The 15,158-nt window shown below is 73.5% G+C and carries 16 protein-coding genes; 8 read left to right on the forward strand and 8 right to left on the reverse strand.

Annotation, left to right across the window (positions count from 1 at the left end; translation table 11 throughout):
- Positions 1-178 precede the first annotated feature (178 nt).
- Entirely contained in the window at positions 179-742 is a 564-nt protein-coding gene (locus tag O7542_RS27575) for a hypothetical protein (RefSeq protein WP_281606512.1), read from the forward strand.
- A gap of 6 nt (positions 743-748) precedes the next feature.
- Here O7542_RS27575 and O7542_RS27580 read toward each other — a convergent pair whose 3' ends face one another.
- Genes O7542_RS27580 through O7542_RS27610 form a run of 7 tightly spaced genes read right to left on the reverse strand, consistent with a single transcriptional unit; the run spans position 749 to position 9,145 of the window.
- Positions 749-1,348: a hypothetical protein gene (locus O7542_RS27580; protein ID WP_069088236.1), complete on the reverse strand. Its 600-nt coding sequence runs from the start codon at positions 1,346-1,348 to the stop codon at positions 749-751.
- Positions 1,349-1,358: 10 nt separating this feature from the next.
- Positions 1,359-2,534 carry a M23 family metallopeptidase gene (locus tag O7542_RS27585; protein ID WP_281605409.1) on the reverse strand — a complete coding sequence of 392 codons (1,176 nt, stop codon included), beginning with the start codon at positions 2,532-2,534 and terminating at the stop codon, positions 1,359-1,361.
- The gene (locus O7542_RS27590) at positions 2,531-3,091 is read right to left on the reverse strand and encodes a hypothetical protein (RefSeq protein WP_281605410.1); all 561 of its coding nucleotides are present in this window, start codon (positions 3,089-3,091) and stop codon (positions 2,531-2,533) included. The genes O7542_RS27585 and O7542_RS27590 overlap by 4 nt, the downstream gene beginning before the upstream one ends.
- Complete coding sequence (locus O7542_RS27595; protein ID WP_281605411.1) at positions 3,088-5,025, reverse strand: MFS transporter; 1,938 nt, start codon at positions 5,023-5,025, stop codon at positions 3,088-3,090. The genes O7542_RS27590 and O7542_RS27595 overlap by 4 nt, the downstream gene beginning before the upstream one ends.
- A gap of 1 nt (position 5,026) precedes the next feature.
- Positions 5,027-8,404: an ATP-binding protein gene (locus O7542_RS27600; RefSeq protein WP_281605412.1), complete on the reverse strand. Its 3,378-nt coding sequence runs from the start codon at positions 8,402-8,404 to the stop codon at positions 5,027-5,029.
- Positions 8,405-8,453: 49 nt separating this feature from the next.
- Positions 8,454-8,816 carry a hypothetical protein gene (locus O7542_RS27605; protein WP_013288977.1) on the reverse strand — a complete coding sequence of 121 codons (363 nt, stop codon included), beginning with the start codon at positions 8,814-8,816 and terminating at the stop codon, positions 8,454-8,456.
- 14 nt (positions 8,817-8,830) lie between these two features.
- Entirely contained in the window at positions 8,831-9,145 is a 315-nt protein-coding gene (locus O7542_RS27610; protein WP_043327895.1) for a hypothetical protein, read from the reverse strand.
- 359 nt (positions 9,146-9,504) lie between these two features.
- Between O7542_RS27610 and folP the strand changes: the two genes are divergently transcribed.
- The 7 genes from folP to O7542_RS27645 all read left to right on the forward strand — a co-directional run bounded on the left by folP (position 9,505) and on the right by O7542_RS27645 (position 14,162).
- A complete protein-coding gene (gene folP / locus O7542_RS27615) occupies positions 9,505-10,422 on the forward strand; it encodes a dihydropteroate synthase (RefSeq protein ID WP_166457517.1) in 918 nt (305 codons plus the stop codon).
- Positions 10,419-10,778, forward strand: a complete 360-nt coding sequence (gene folB / locus O7542_RS27620; protein ID WP_043327897.1) for a dihydroneopterin aldolase — start codon at positions 10,419-10,421, stop codon at positions 10,776-10,778. The genes folP and folB overlap by 4 nt, the downstream gene beginning before the upstream one ends.
- On the forward strand, positions 10,775-11,302 hold the full coding sequence (gene folK, locus O7542_RS27625; RefSeq protein ID WP_043327898.1) for a 2-amino-4-hydroxy-6-hydroxymethyldihydropteridine diphosphokinase: 528 nt from the start codon (positions 10,775-10,777) through the stop codon (positions 11,300-11,302). The genes folB and folK overlap by 4 nt, the downstream gene beginning before the upstream one ends.
- A gap of 85 nt (positions 11,303-11,387) precedes the next feature.
- Complete coding sequence (locus O7542_RS27630; protein ID WP_104114026.1) at positions 11,388-11,876, forward strand: DUF3180 domain-containing protein; 489 nt, start codon at positions 11,388-11,390, stop codon at positions 11,874-11,876.
- Positions 11,877-11,991: 115 nt separating this feature from the next.
- Positions 11,992-13,224, forward strand: a complete 1,233-nt coding sequence (locus tag O7542_RS27635; protein ID WP_043327900.1) for an ABC transporter permease — start codon at positions 11,992-11,994, stop codon at positions 13,222-13,224.
- Positions 13,225-13,284: 60 nt separating this feature from the next.
- Positions 13,285-13,587 (forward strand): hypothetical protein, encoded by a 303-nt coding sequence (locus tag O7542_RS27640; protein WP_030502043.1) that lies wholly within the window; start codon positions 13,285-13,287, stop codon positions 13,585-13,587.
- A gap of 83 nt (positions 13,588-13,670) precedes the next feature.
- Positions 13,671-14,162 (forward strand): hypothetical protein, encoded by a 492-nt coding sequence (locus tag O7542_RS27645; RefSeq protein ID WP_064446780.1) that lies wholly within the window; start codon positions 13,671-13,673, stop codon positions 14,160-14,162.
- Positions 14,163-14,164: 2 nt separating this feature from the next.
- On the opposite strand, the gene O7542_RS27650 is transcribed toward O7542_RS27645, so the two are convergent.
- Positions 14,165-15,157: an ATP-binding cassette domain-containing protein gene (locus tag O7542_RS27650; protein WP_069088243.1), complete on the reverse strand. Its 993-nt coding sequence runs from the start codon at positions 15,155-15,157 to the stop codon at positions 14,165-14,167.
- Position 15,158 lies beyond the last annotated feature (1 nt).

The raw sequence follows: 15,158 nt of genomic DNA on the forward strand, positions 1-15,158 counted from the left end.
GTGACGGTAACCCAGCCGGGGGCCGTCCACCGGGATGTCGGTCGGCGCGGTGAGCTGGTCGGCGGTGAGCAGCCTCACCCCGCCGCCGGGCGGCCTCCGCCCGGCGGTTCGCCACGATCCGCCGGTTCCAGGCATTGGGTACGCGACGCGCAGCCGATAGCCTCAGGAGGTGGAATCAGTGCAGCCCCCCGCCGGTTCCCAGGTGTCCCGAGTACCGGCGCAGCGGACCCCGCCGGAGCAGTTGGCGCCTCCCGCGCCCGCTCCCGCGCCGGTACGCCCCAAGCGGTCGCTGCGGACGGTCGTCGGCGTCGTCGCGGGGGTGCTGGCGCTGCTGTGCACGGGTGGAGCGGTGGCCGGATTCGTGCTGTACGACCGCGCGACAGCCCCGGACCGAAGCGCCCCCGACGTGGTCGTGGCCAACTACATGCGGGCATACCTTATCGACCGGAACGATACAAAGGCCCAGGAGTTCGCGTGTAACGACAGCGATGAACTCGGCGGGATTCGTGCTCTTAGAACTGAGCTGGAGCAGCGCGAGGCCACTTTCGGCGTGTCGATCAAGGTGAGCTGGGGTCCATTGCTTCAGGCCGGGAACGGAACAGGTGAGTCGGTGACCACGACACTCGCGATCTCCAGCTCCAAAGATGGCCAATCACGAAGTAGCCGTCGGGAGGCTTGGCGGTTTGACTTGGTGGACAACAAGGACGGCTGGCGTGTCTGTGGGGCGACCAAAGTCGGCTGAGAGCACCTACTCCAGCCATAGCAGGTGCACCGGCACCTCCAACGTGGTCGGTGCCTGACCGCGCCAGGCCCACCGGTACCACTCCAGTTCCGGCGTGACCCGCACGCAGATGTCGCCGTCCGCCCCGGAGTAGGTCTCGGTGACGGCGCGCAGGTCACGCCGTTCCACGCCGTTGTCCACGTGCACCACGCGCCGGCCGGTCACCGCGTCGGCCTCGAACACCGGGGTGGGCGGCCGGCGGTTCGGGGCGTCCAGCGAGACCAGCCGGATTCCCGAGGGGGCTGGTGCGGTCGGCGGGGGTCGCTCGCCGATCGTCTCCACCCAGACCCGTTCCACGGGCACCAGCGGGGCGAACACCTCCACCTGCTCGGATTCGGCCCGGTACCACTCGTGCTCGGGGATGACCGGCACGTAGGTGCGGCTGCCCTGCACGACGCGCTCGTCAGCCCGCAGGTCCCCGCGCCAGCCGAGGCCGGGAAGGCCGACGAGTACCCGCCGGCCGCGCAGCTCGGTTCCGCTCGTGGCGGGCACCGTCTCGACCGGCCGGGGCGGCAGTGGTGCCCAGTCCGGCCGGTCGGCGAACGGGTCGGGCAGGGGGTTGCTCATCTGCCCGGCCTCACTCGGTCTCGCCGAGGGGCGCGCCCCGCTTGCGCATGAAGGGCACCGGGTTCTCCGCCCCGTTACTGGACCGGTCGCCATTGCGGTGCACCTCGAAGTGCAGGTGCGGGCCGGACGAGTTGCCGCTGCTGCCGGAGAGCCCGATGACCTCGCCCGCCGCGACCGACTGACCCGGCACCACCCGGGGACGCTCGACCATGTGGCAGTAGCGGGTGATGAACCCGCCGGCGTGCAGGATGTCCACGAACCATCCGCAGCCGCCCTTGTTCGGCCAGCCGTCCCGGTCGCAGTCCTTCCGCCCGGCGCTGTCGGGATCGCAGCGGGCCACCAGCACCCGGCCCGCCGAGGCGGCGTGGATCGGCGTGCCCTTCGAGGCAGCCAGGTCCACGCCGTGGTGGCTGGGACGGGCGGTGGTCCGGAAGCCGGAGACCACGCCGCCGGGCAGCGGCGCGGTCCAGCCGGAGGCGGCGATCCGGTCTCCGGCCGCCGCGTCGCACACGGCCTTGCCGGCGATCTCCACGGTCCGGGCGGCGCCGCCGGCCAGCGCGTCGACGATGCGTCCGGCCAGTTCCTCGTGCTTGGCGTACGCGTCGGGGTAGGCGCTCACCTGGACCCGCTGGGCCACGACGGTGAGCGGGCGCTGCTGCCAGTTCGGCACCTTCTCCATCTTCTGGTAGAACTTGCGGGCCGCGTACGAGGGCGTCATCCGCTGCTCGACGCTGCCCCATCCGGGCCGCTGCTGGAACAGGCCGAGCGAGTCGTGGTCGGCGCCGACCCCTTCGTGCGGCAGCGCCAGCGACGCCGGGACCGTGCTGTTCGCCAGGTTGCGCAGCGCTGATTCCTGCATCGCGGTGGCCAGCGCGATCACCCAGCCGCGCGCGGGGAGCTTCATGTCCTGGCCGACCTTGATGATGACCGCGGCGTTGCGCAGCTGCCGCTCGCCGTACTCGGCGAAGCGCGGCATGTCGCCGGTCAGGTTCACCTGATAGGTGGGATCGCAGTTCAGGGCCGCGAGCTTCGGGTCGTCCTCGTCGCCGCCGAGTTCGGTGAGAAGGAAGGCGCCAGCGCCGCCGACGCAGCAGAGCAGGGCGAGCACGCTCGTGACGGCGGTGGCGACCACGCCCAGGCGCAGCTTCCGGCGGACCTGTCCGGCGACGGCCGGGCCGGCGGTCACGACCGCTCCCAGTCGACGGCGTCCACCAGCCAGGGGCCGTCCGGCGCGACGAGTTCGAGCCGGAGCGTGCCGTTGTCCAGCGGAACGAGCGCCTCCACGAACGACTCGGTGCGGGGCCGGAGAGTAGGCGCGCCTGTCGTCTTCCGTGCCGGCACTGTCTCCGGGTCGGCGTCTGTCATCTTCTCCGCCAGCGCGGGGGTGGAGAGCGGTCGAAGCCGGGCCTGCCAGGCGTCGCCGGTGCTGCCCGGGCCGCTCAGCCACGCGGTGGTGAACCGCCCGGCGACCTGCTCCGGCGTGGCTTCGCCCGGCCGGGTCTTCGGGGCGACAGCGGTCGGCGGGCTGGCCAGCACGCCGTCGTCACCGGCCTCCGGGTCCGCGGTGCTGATCGGCTGGCTGGGCCGGCTGGTCAGGCCGAGCCCCGAATCGCCGGGCCCACCGACCAGGCGGGCCGCGCCGATCACACCGAAGACCAGCACGGCGATCACCAGGGCGATGCCGAGCCTCGACCGGAGGACCCGGGTGAAGAGGAACTCCAGCGCGCGCCGCACCGGACTCACCGGGCCTCGGAGCGGATGCGCGGCGCCGGCCGGGCCGGGGCGGTGCCGCGGCCCGCCGAGTCCGGCCGGTAGACGGCGTAGGACGGTGCCTCCTCCGGCACGTCCGGCTCGGTCCAGGTCGACGGCGCTCGCCGGGGTCGGGGCGCACCGGCCGGACTCCCGCCCGGCCGTCCGCTCGCGGGCGCCCCCTCCGGCCGTTCCCGTCCGTCCGGTCGCTCCCGTTCGGCCGGTGTGGCGCTGTGCGCCGGATCCTCGTGGCGGGCCTCCGGCCGGAGGCTGCGCTGATCGGCGGTGACGGTACGGCGTCTGCCGATGGTCGGCTCGTTGGTGCCGCCGGGCTCGGCCACGTCCAGCCGGGCGGCGATCCGCATGTCCCGGAAGAACCGGCGGTGCCAGGAGCCGGCCGAGCTGACCGCCTCGCTGCTGTCCTTGCCGCCGAGCTGGGTGATCCGGCGGTACGGCCGCAGGAGCAGCCAGCCGACCACGCCACAGAGCCAGACCAGCACCACCTGGAGCCAGCCGGGCAGCGTGGCGGTGTTCATGATCAGGTCGACGGCGAAGAGGTAGATGGCCGCGCCGGTGCCGAAGATGGCGATGTTGAAGACGGCGGCGACCACCGCGTTCGCCAGCCGCCGGAGGCCGGCGCTGGCCGGGCGCATCAGGCCGACCGTGCCGAGGATTGGCGCGGCGATCACCGCCCAGCGGAAGATCAGGAAGCCGAGCAGCACCAGCAGCGACGCGGTGAGGTCGAACATGGCGAACAGCACCGAGGCCAGCACCGCGATGAACCCGGCGCCGATCCGGTCCATGTCCTTGGTGCCCTTGAGGTACTCGTACGCCTCCAGGTCCTCGGTCTTGATCTGCTCGGCGACCTTGGCCCACTGCTGCTGCTTGGCCTTGATGACGACGTCGCGGGTGGCCGGGTTGGAGCGGATCGACTCCGCCTCATCCCAGGTCAGCGCCTTAGCGTCGTACAGAGCAGGACCGTATTTCTTCGCGGTTTCGCTGTCCGCCGAGCCGAGCACACCGCGCAGCCAGTTCCGGTAGAGCATAGTCTCGGTCGCCGTGTCGCTGGCGCGTACCGCGGGCGGGCGGTGATCCTTGCACGCTTGCGGGTTCGGGTCGTCGCACTGGCCCGGCGGAGTGTCCTTGGAGGAGGGGCCGACCGCGTCGTGCACCACGCCCAGTGTGGTGATCAGCGTGCTGTCGGCGATGTTCGCGGACTTGACCGGCCAGGCGGCCAGCGCGGTCACCGCCACCATCACCAGCAGCGCCCAGCCCGCAGTGGTCATCGCGTTGCTCATGTCCGACTGGCGGGACCGCCAGAGCAGGTAGAGGCCGACCACGCAGACCGTGATGATGCCGAAGACGCTGAACACCTTCTGGTAGACGGCCTTCGTGGCCTGCTCCACCAGCGGGTCGGCCCAGCTCCACATGGTGCGCGGATCCCAGGCGCGCTCCCGCAGCGCGTTGGACGCGCCGATCACCGCGTTGGCGAACATGAACTCGCCGTTGGCGACCATCGTGGTGAAGCGGTAGTCCGGATGCAGCACCGAGGAGGCGCAGCCCCCGTCGACGTCGTACGTGTTGTAGCTGTAGCCGGCGTACCCGTAATCGCTGTAGAGGCCCTTCGGGCCGGGCTCCTTTGCCGAGTCGGGCCGGGACGCGAACCAGCCGGCCAGGCCCGAGTCCGGCGCGGCGGGCACCGGCGCGTTGCGGCACTCGACCTGGTCCTCGCTGACCGCCTTGAGGCGGCCCACGCAGGCGCGGAAGTCGGCCTGCCACTCCTTGGTGCTGCACAACTCGGCTCGCGCCTGGGTGACCGGCGCGGCGGCGTACGCGGGTGTGGCCGCACCGATCACCGGCCAGGAGATCGTGGCCCCGGCGAGTACGCCGAGCGCGAGGAGGAGCGCCGCGATCCGTGCCCTCGCCATGTCACGCCTCCAGGTCAGCCAGGACGGTCGGCAGTATCCCGGCGGCCTGGGCGACCGCGGCGGGGGTGGTGTCCAGGTGCTCCAGCAGCCCGTCGACGTACGACACGTCGACCCGGACCTTTTGCACGCGACCGTCGACGTCGCGCATGACGAACTCGCGGAAGCCGAGCCGGTTGGCCGACCCGCTGTCCGCCTGGGAGAGCGAGGCGAGTGTGGCCTCGTAACCGTCGTCGACGGGCACCCGCAGCAGGCGCAGCGCCTCGGAGGCGATCTCGCTGTCCTCGGCGATCCGGCCGACGAAGACGGTGGAGACGAGGTTCTGCACGTCGAGGCCGAGGATGTCCTTCGGGTTCTGCGAGGCGACGAGCGCGGCGAGGTTCCACTTGCGGGAGTCGCGGGCGAGCCGGACCAGGAACGACCGGCCGGAGCGCCAGCCCTCCATGAAGTGGGCCTCGTCGAGGCCGACCAGTTTCCGGGAGGACATCGAGCCGCCGTAGCAGCGGCGTACGGCCAGCCGGTGCGCGGTGTGCAGCATCGGCAGCGCGAGCGCCTCCTCGGCCGACCAGTACTCCCGTTCGATCTTGAGGTCGGGGAGCCGCAGGCCGGCCATGGTGATGACGGTGAGCGCGGCGTCGGCGCCGAGCAGCCCTTCCGGTGGCCGGCCGAAGAAGAGCATGGCCAGCGGCATCTCGGCGGTGTCGAGCAGCAGGTGGGCCAGCTCGCGGCCGGCGTCGTCGTCGAGCCCTTGCAGGCAGGTCACCACGTCGTCGAGCGTGGAGGTCTCCTCGGCGGGCACCTGGCGTACGGCGTGCCGGAACAGCGTGGCGGTGGATGCCTCCCGGGCCACCTGCGGCGGCACCAGCATCATGCAGATGTCCTGCACGAGCATCCGGCGCTCGGCGCGGGCGTTCGACACGGCGATCTCGAACTCGCGGTCACCGGCCGCCCCGGCGCCGAACTCGGTGCGCAGCGGCGTCGGGATCAGCGCGTACGGCGCCAGCGTGCCCTGCTCCGAGCCGGTCAGGTTGAGAACCCGGGAGTACGGGGCGAGTTCGGGCATGGCGCAGAGCCGGGCCAGCGGGCCGGACGGGTCGAGCAGCGTCACCTGCGCGCCACGGCGCGCTGCCAGGTAGCCGAGCGCGCCGAGCAGCGTCGACTTGCCACCACCGGGTTCGGCGACGAAGACGGCGAGGCCGGAGCGTTCGCGTACCTCCATCGGGAAGTGCAGGTCGAGGAAGACCGGACGGCGGCAGGTGCCGGCGGTACGCCCGATCAGGTCGCCGCGCCGGTCGCCGACTGTGGACGCTGCCTGCGGCAGCGCGGCGGCGAGCAGGTTGACCGGCATCCGCCGGACGTAGCCGGTGTTGGCGATCGGCTCGCCGGGGATGAACTCGCGGGCCAGCCAGTCCTGGTTCTTCGGGTGCTGGAGCGAGATCCGCAGCTCACGGGAGTAGAGCTGGATGAGCCGCCGGGCCCGCTCCAGGCACTCCTCCCGGGTCCGGCCGCCGACCGCGATGCGGTGCCAGCCGTGTGCCCGGGCCGAGTCGACGGGCAGGCCGGTGGTCATCTCGTCGCCGATCACCAGCGCGCGCTTGGCCAGGCGTTCCAGCTCGGGCGGCGCGTCGATGCCGTGCTCGGCGTAGTCGAGCTGCTGGGAGCGGATCATCCGCAGCCGGTGTTCGAGGTTCCGGAACGAGTCGTTGGGGCCGAGGATGTCGACCCGGGTGGACAGCTCCATCGGCCAGGGCAGCCGCTCGTGGAAGTGCAGCCAGGGCTCGTGCCGCTCGGGGATCTCCAGCGGCTCCATCCGGCCGACCGCGAGCACCGCGACGTGGCGTTCCTCGCCGGTCATCCGGTTGACCAGCTTCACCGTCGAGCCGTACGGGGTGCGGTAGCGCTCCACCTGCTCGGTGAGGGCCAGCAGGTCGCCGCGTTCCCACCGGCCGTTGGTGATCGGGGACAGGACGCCGGGCGGCGCCATGCACAGCGCCACCGACCGGTAGAGCAGCCATTCCAGTTCGGGCGCGGTGACCCGCCGCCCGCGCATGCCGAACGCGCCGAGGACCTCGTCGAACTGCTCGACGGTACGGCTCAGCCGGCGCCGCTCGCCGTCGGCGGTGCCCCGGCCGAACGTACGCAGGAGGCGTTCGGTGAGCGAGTCGCCGAGCGACCGGCGGGCGAACGTGACGCCGAGGTAGGTCTGGCCCTCGGCGTGGTTGACCGCCATCAGGTGCCGCTGGGCGGCGACCAGGTGGTCGGCCCAGCCGGTGGTGCCCGGTACGTCGGGCAGCGGGGCGGCGGTGTGCGCGTCGATGGTGCGGGCCCACTCGTCGGCCGGGAAGGGCCGGGTGGTGCGGCGCAGGTGCAGCCGGAACCCGGCGAGTCCGGCGTACTGCTCGGAGATCGCCGAGAGCAGTGCCTCGCGTTCGGCGTCGGGCCGGAACGCCCACCGCACCTCGGGCAGCCAGTACCAGGCGGTGACGGTGTTGGGGGTGAAGGTGAGGTGGCCGGCGATCTCGGTGATGGCCAGCTCGACCGACGGGTCCCGGTCACCGAACTTGATCTTCGGGGCGCGGACCCGGACCGGCTTGGTCGGCCGGTTGCGGCGTTCCGGCGTGCGCTGCCGGGGCGGCGCGACCTCGCGGTGCGCCGGACGGCCGACCTCCCGCGACGGCGCGGCGCCGGTCGCGAGCGGTTCCGCCGGCGCGAGATCCGGTTCCCGGTACTCGGCGGGCGCGGGTCCGGGCGCGGCGATCTGTGGGGGCGGTGGGAGTGCCGGCTCCGGCTCGGCCGGGGGCCGGAGCGCGGGCAACCGGTCGCCGGCCTGCTGCGGCACCCGGCTCCGGGACGGCGGGGGCGAGGCGAGCGCGGCCGGCGGGTCGGGCAGGGCCGGCTCGGCCGGCAGCGGTGCGGCGCGTGCGGGCTCGGGCCGGGGGCGGCCGACCGCGCGTACCCCAGGGGTCTGCTCGCGGGCCGGGGGTTCCGGCTCGGCCCGCGGCGCGGGCTCGACCGGCGCGGCGTGCTGGTGCGGGATCGGCAGGGGCTCACGGCCGACGCCGCGGCGGGGCGGCGCCACCACCGGCTCGACCGGCGGGGGCGGGGTGGGGGCGGGTCGCCGGACCCGGGGCTGCGCGCCGCCGAAGAGGTCGAGGAAGGGCGAGTCGATGTCGCCGTCGGGGCGTACCGGCTCGCGGGGCGTGATCGGTCGCGGCGGTTGGAAGACACCGACCCGGCTGTGTCCCGGGCTGGTGACGAGCGCGCCGTCCAGGACGACCTCGTCCAGATCCTCGTCCGGTGGGTAGTCGAACGATCGCTGACGGTTACCATTCGGCCCGGCCGGACGCCCGGCCGGGGAACCCGGCGTGGAAGAGCGACTCATGCGACCGCCTCACCCGCGTCGTTCGTCTGCACGGTTGTCGTACGCCCGGTCATGCCAGTTCCTCCCGGATCCTGATCCGGCTCGCGACGAGCCGCGGATCCCGCTGCTCGGTGGCCGGTTCCCGGGTGCGTCGCCAGTCGGTCAGCGCGGTCCGGATCACCATGCGCGCGGGCCGGTCCGGGTCGACGTACCGGAAGATGAACGAGGTCGTCACGATCGCCAGCGAGATCTCCCAGGCGGGGAAGAGCTCGACCTGGAGCGTGAACAGCCAGTGGATGAACATGTAGAGGGGTACGAGCAGCATGAACAGGCCGTACTGGGCGTACGGCAGGTGAACGGGAAGGGTGTACCCGGGCGGCCCCAGGTAGACGAGGCGTGCCCGGTAGATGTCGTCGTCGGTGCGCAGCCGCATCGTCGCCCAGCGTCCTACTCGAAGATCAGGTTGATCAGGTAGTCGCCGACGAAGAAGAGTGTGGCGGCGCCGGCGATGAAGGCCAGGCCGATGATGGCGATGGCCGAGCTGGTCAGCACCTTGGAGATCTCACCCCGGCTGGCCCGGCCGATGAAGATCACCCCGAGGACGGCGAGCAGGATCGGTGCGATCTTGCTGGCGAAGAAGGTGACGACGTTGTCGGTGTCGATGCCCTTCGGAGCCGGCTCGGCGAGTGGAGTCGACGCCAGGGTGTGGAGCGCGTGGTCGACGGCGCTCGACGCCGCTGCCATGAGCTCGATGGCGATCACTGGAAACCTCCCCAAGGTCGCGGCCGGCGGTGCCGCGTTGGTGCAAGTAGGCAAGCCTGGCGGGATGGTGCTCGGCGGACACGGAAGTGGTCAACGCTGTGTCCGTGACCCACCACGCTGGGTGGTGAGTTTTGGGCGGATTCTTCCCGCTTCGGCCCTCCCTCCAGGCTTCGCCATCTCGATGCTGGGCAATTCCAAAGCGTACGGCCCGGCCACCTTTGCGACAAGCCGCGAAGAGTCGACCGTGAATCGCCCGGAAGACCGATCGTACACCTGTTCCAATCCGCATGTCAGGGCTGCTGCGTCGGCGGCTCGCCCGGTCGCCGGAAGCCCCGCCCACGAGCGGTACTGTCGGCTCCGTGACCGATCTGGTACGGGCGGAGACCCCGGTGGTGATGGGCGTCCTCAACGTCACGCCCGACTCCTTCTCCGACGGCGGCAGATACGCCGATCTGGACGCGGCAGTCGCACACGGGGTGCGACTTCGCGCCGACGGCGCCGACCTGATCGACGTGGGCGGCGAGTCCACCCGGCCCGGCGCCGAGCGGGTCGACGCGGAGACGGAGACCGCCCGGGTGCTGCCGGTGGTCCGTGAGCTGAGCGCCGCCGGCATCGTCGTCAGCATCGACACCAGCCGGGCCCGGGTCGCCGAGGCGGTCCTCGCCGCCGGCGCGTACCTGGTGAACGACGTCTCCGGCGGCCTCGCCGACCCGGACATGGCCCGGGTGGTCCGCGACGCCGGCTGTCCGTGGGTGCTCATGCACTGGCGGGGACACTCGCGGGAGATGCGCGAGCTGGCCACGTACACCGACGTGGTGACCGAGGTCCGGGACGAGCTGAGCCGGCGGGTCGACGCCGCGCTCGCCGCCGGGGTGGCCGCCGACCGGATCGTCGTCGACCCGGGTCTGGGCTTCGCGAAGACCGCCGCGCACAACTGGGCGCTCAGCGCCCGCCTGCCCGAGCTGGTCGACCTGGGCTTTCCGGTGCTCTTCGGGGCCAGCCGCAAGTCCTACCTGGGCCGGTTGCTCGCCGACGCGGCGGGCGAGCCGCGGCCCACCGCCGGGCGGGAGGCCGCGACCGTCGCGACGAGCGTGCTCGCCGTCGCGGCCGGCGCCTGGGGGGTACGCGTGCACGACGTCCGCGGCACCGCCGACGCGCTCGCCGTCTGGCAGGCCACCGGCAGCCCCCGTCTCGCCACCGCGACCGGCAGGCGGCCCGCGACCGCGTCGCCGAGGGCGGCGGAAGCGGCCACCGGCGCGAGTGGAGGCGACAGGTGACCGACCGGATCGAGCTGACCGGCCTGCGCGCGCACGGCCGGCACGGCGTCTACGACTTCGAGCGCGCCCAGGGGCAGGAGTTCGTGGTCGACGCGGTGCTCGAACTGGACCTGGGCCCGGCCGCCCGCTCCGACGAGGTGACCGACACCGTGCACTACGGGGAACTCGCCGAACGGCTGGTCGCGGTGATCACCGGCGAACCGGTGAACCTCATCGAGACACTCGCCGACCGGCTGCTCGCGGTCTGCCTGGCCGAGCCGCTGGTCGCCGCGGCGACGGTGACCGTGCACAAGCCGGAGGCACCGATCCCGCACGCCTTCCGGGACGTCGCCGTCACGATGAGGCGTACCCGGTGACCCGGGCCGTGCTGTCGATCGGCAGCAACCTGGGCGACCGCCTCGGCCACCTGCGCGGCGCGGTGGCCGCGCTCGGCGACCGGGTCCTGCTGGTCTCCGGTGTCTACGAGACTCCACCGTGGGGGGACGCGGACCAGCCCGCGTACCTGAACGCGGTGGTGATGGTCGCGGACCCGGCGGCGACGCCGGAGGACTGGCTGGCCCGCGCCCGGGCCGCGGAGGCGGCGGCCGGGCGGGCCCGCGACCCGGAGCGGCGGTACGGGCCGCGCACGCTCGACGTGGACGTGATCGCGGTCTGGGACGACGCCGGCCAGCCGGTGCTCCGCGACGACCCCGAGCTGACGGTGCCGCATCCCCGGGCCCACCTGCGCGCGTTCGTGCTGCGCCCGTGGATCGACGTCGAGCCGCACGGCCGGCTGCCCGGGCACGGCTGGCTGACCGATCTGCTCAACGCCGAGCCGCTGGCCGGTGACGCCCTGGAACTGAGCCCACGACCCGATCTGACGCTAGAGTCGGACACATGACCCGCAGGAGCGTGGCCCGGCAGTGGCGAGCTGAGGAGGCGCGGTGAGCACCGACCGCTCCCCGCAGGGGCCCGACCGCTTCCGGATGGGGCCGACCCGGGCCTCCACGCTCGTGGTGGCCGGCCTGGCCGCCGCCGCGGTGGCCTGGCTGCTGATCAGCGGCTTCTACTACGACTTCGCGCCCGACCTGCCCTGGCTGCCGGTGATCACGCTGGCCGGCCTGGCCGTGCTGGAGGGCTACGCGGCGGTGAACACCCGCAGCCGGATCGAGCGGCGGCCCGGCCGCGAGCCGGTGAACCCACTGCTGGTCGCCCGGTTCGTGGTGCTGGCCAAGGCGTCCGCGCTGGCCGGTGCCATCTTCGCCGGCTTCTACGCCGGCCTGACCGGCTGGCTCTTCGTGGAACGGACCAATGCCGCCCAGGGCGATCGGCCCGCCGCGCTCGGCGGTCTGATCGCGTCGCTCGCGCTCGTCGCCGCCGCGCTCTGGCTGGAACGCTCCTGCCGGGTGCCGGAGCAGGAGGACGACGAGGACCGCGAGCCGGGCGACCGCGAGACGCCGCGCGGGCGTCTCTGATCCGGGGTTCCCCACACCCCGGCCCGGCGGTACCGTCCCTGGCGACCGGAGAGCGACGGCCGCCACGGTCCGCCCGCCCGTGGGCCGGACGCGGCCACCTGGGAGGCGCGGGTCTATGGCGTACGACGACGCGGGTCGGACAGCGCCGCCGGAGACATCGTCCGGCGTGCCCGCCGCCGTACTGGAGCACGTCTTCGACGACCCGGCGCACGGCGAGCCCGGCCGGGACCGCATCGCGGTGCACGTGCTCTGGGAGTTCGTGCTGCTCGCCGCGCTGGTCGCGGTGACCTGGCTGCTCTGGCGGGAGAACGCGGACGCGCTGCGCGGCGGCTCCCTGAAGACGCTGCTCGTCGACGTGGCCGCGCTCGGCCTGCTCACCCTGGCCGCCGGCCTGAGCCTGCGGGCCGGCGCGGTGAACCTGGCGGTCGGCCCGGTCGCGCTGGCCGCCGCGCTGCACTTCGCCGAGCAGGGCGACCGCGGCATGCGGGAGGCGCTGCTGCCGGCGCTCGCGGTGGCGGCGGCGGCCGGGCTGGCGCTCGCGCTGGCCGTGGTGGTGCTGCACGTGCCCGGCTGGGCGGCGAGCCTGGCCGGGGCGGCCGGCGTGATCGTCTATCTGGAGCGCCGGAGCGTGCCGGTCGCGGTGCAGAGTGACTACGACCCGCGCCGCAACGCGCTGTACCTCTTCGTGGGCTTCGCCGCGGTGGCCGTCCTCGGTGGCCTGTTCGCCGCGATGATGCCGGTGCGCCGGCTGATCGGCCGGTTCCGGCCGGTCGCCGACCCGGCCCGGCGGCGCGGCGCGGTGGCCGCCACGGTGACCGCGCTGGCGCTGGTCGCGTCCACCGTGCTGGCGGCGCTCGGCGGCGTGCTGATCGCCGCGAACGGGGACGGCGCCGTCGCGCCCGGCACCGGCCTGGACTGGACCGTGCTGGCGGTCGGAACGGTGATGCTCGGCGGCACCAGCGCGTACGGCCGTCGCGGCGGCATCTTCGGCACCCTGCTCGCGGTATGCCTGGTGGTGGTGTTCCTGGCCTGGACCGTGCCGCAGGGCTGGTCGGTCGGCCGGTGGGCGCTGGGCGGCGCCACGCTCGGCGCGGGGCTGCTCGTCACCCGGCTGGTGGAGACGTTCGGCCGGCCCCGCCCGGCGCCGCCGGCGACTGTGGGACCGGTTCCGGTCCGCCCGCTGCGGGACGGCGCGACGAGCGGCGGTTGGGGGATGACCCCGGCGCCCGAGCCGGCCGACACCTGGCCGTCGGTGCTGCCGGTACGCCAGAACGACACCCCGGTGGAGGCCTGGGAGGCCCCGCGCTGGGAGAGCGAGCCCCGGCGCTGGGACGCCGACGAACGCTGACCCGACCGCGGCCGTGCGTCCGGCGCGCCGGAGCTGATCTCGCCGGTTAGGCTCGGCGGCATGAGCGAGACTCCTGCCCCCGGCGGCCGCACCTTCGACGAGCTCGACAAGCTCTCCACCGAGGAGTTGCGCGAGCAGGCGTTCAACCTGGCCCGCGAGCGTCGCGACGTGGGCTTCTTCTGGTCGGTCCTGCGGCACCTGCCCAACGCCGACGAGGCCGCCGCGCTGGACGGCGCGCCGAACTCGATCGGCCCGACCATCGACGAGGCGAACGCGCTCTGGCGCGAGCTGACCGGGCACGGCTACGAGGAGTCCGCGCCGTTGCTGCGCGCCGCCTTCATCGACTACCTGATGAAGCACTGACGTCGATGACGACCCGCCGGCCGGCGACGGCCGGACGGTTGCGCAGGTTTGCCCGGCGCGACCGGCCGGGAACTGACCGTCGCATGGCTCTGAGCAACCGCCCCCGCGCCGTCTCCCGGTACGGCACGGCCGCCGGCACCGGCACCCTCGCCGCGTTCCTGCTGGTCGCCGTCGGCGGCAGTCCGATGTACGTGGACTGGGCGCAGCGCGCCACCGACCCGACCGGGGCGGGCGGCTGGTTCCTGCGGCTGCTGGCCTGGCCGTCCTGGCGGTGGCACGCCGACGAGGGCGTGTTCGCCACCAACCTGCGCGCGATCCTGCTGATCGTGCTGGCCGCTGCGCTGCTCTACCTGCTGCCCGGCCCGCAGGTCGACCGGGTGGCGTCCTCGGGCAGCCAGTTCCTCTCCGGCTGGGGCGCGTACGTGCTCGCCGCCGGGCTCAGCGCCCTGCTCGCCACGCTCCTCGGCCCGCACGGCTCGCTTTTCGCCGCGTTCCAGTCCGCCAGCACCGGCGTCACGTACGGCTTCTTCGCCGGCTGGATCGTCGGGCTGGCCAGCCTGGGCGGCCGGGCCTGAGCTCAGTCCACAGCGCCCAGCGCCAGCACCCGCGTACGGGCGAGCAGGCCCACCGCCCGGCCCTCCTCGGTCACCACGGCGTGCTCCGCGCCGGAGGTGAGCAGCGCGCCGAGCGCGTCGTACGCCGAGTCGCCGAGCGCCACATTGGGCAGGCCGGCGCCCCCGTCGGCCGGGAGCGGGTCGAGGACGGCGCGGGTCACCGGGGTCACCGCGAGGCGCCGGATGCCCCGGTCGGCGCCGACGAACTCGCGGACGAAGTCCGAAGCGGGTGACCCGAGCAGCGCGGCGGGCGTGTCGTACTGCTCCAGCCGGCCGCCCTCGGAGAGCACCGCGATCCGGTCGCCGAGCCGGACCGCCTCGTCGAGGTCGTGCGTGACCAGCACGATCGTCTTGCGTACCTCGGCCTGCAGGCGCAGGAACTCCTCCTGCAGGCGGGTCCGGACGATCGGGTCCACCGCGGAGAACGGCTCGTCCATCAGCAGCACCACCGGGTCGGCGGCGAGCGCCCGGGCCACCCCGACCCGCTGCCGCTGCCCGCCGGACAGCTCGTGCGGGTACCGCCGGCCGAACTGGGCCGGGTCGAGGCCGACCAGCTCCAGCAACTCGCCGACGCGGGCGCGGGTGCGCTGCTTCGGCCAGCCCAGCAGTCCCGGCACTGTCGCCACGTTCGCCGCGACGGTCTGGTGCGGGAAGAGGCCGACGTTCTGGATGACGTACCCGATGCGGCGGCGCAGCGCCACCGGGTCGACCCGGGTGACGTCGTCGTCGCCGAGCAGGATCCGCCCGCCGGTCGGCTCGATCAGCCGGTTGATCATCCGCAGCACCGTCGACTTGCCGCAGCCGGACGGGCCGATCAGGACCACCAGCTCACCGGCGCCGACCTGCAGGCTCAGCTCGCGTACCGCCTCGGTGCCGTCCGGGTAGCGCTTGCGGATGCGTTCCAGCGTGATCGACGCCGCGCCGTGTCCGGCAGCGTCCCCCGGGGTACCGTCCACC

It is taken from the genome of Micromonospora sp. WMMC264, assembly GCF_027497275.1.
GTDB classification, from domain to species: Bacteria; Actinomycetota; Actinomycetes; order Mycobacteriales; family Micromonosporaceae; genus Micromonospora; species Micromonospora chalcea.

Coding starts and splice junctions, on each gene's coding strand:
- O7542_RS27580 (WP_069088236.1), bottom strand. CDS start 1,348: ATGAGCAACCCCCTGCCCGACCCGTTCGCCGACCGGCCGGACTGGGCA.
- O7542_RS27595 (WP_281605411.1), bottom strand. CDS start 5,025: ATGGCGAGGGCACGGATCGCGGCGCTCCTCCTCGCGCTCGGCGTACTC.
- O7542_RS27600 (WP_281605412.1), bottom strand. CDS start 8,404: ATGAGTCGCTCTTCCACGCCGGGTTCCCCGGCCGGGCGTCCGGCCGGG.
- O7542_RS27605 (WP_013288977.1), bottom strand. CDS start 8,816: ATGCGGCTGCGCACCGACGACGACATCTACCGGGCACGCCTCGTCTAC.
- O7542_RS27630 (WP_104114026.1), top strand. CDS start 11,388: ATGGGGCCGACCCGGGCCTCCACGCTCGTGGTGGCCGGCCTGGCCGCC.
- O7542_RS27635 (WP_043327900.1), top strand. CDS start 11,992: ATGGCGTACGACGACGCGGGTCGGACAGCGCCGCCGGAGACATCGTCC.
- O7542_RS27640 (WP_030502043.1), top strand. CDS start 13,285: ATGAGCGAGACTCCTGCCCCCGGCGGCCGCACCTTCGACGAGCTCGAC.
- O7542_RS27645 (WP_064446780.1), top strand. CDS start 13,671: ATGGCTCTGAGCAACCGCCCCCGCGCCGTCTCCCGGTACGGCACGGCC.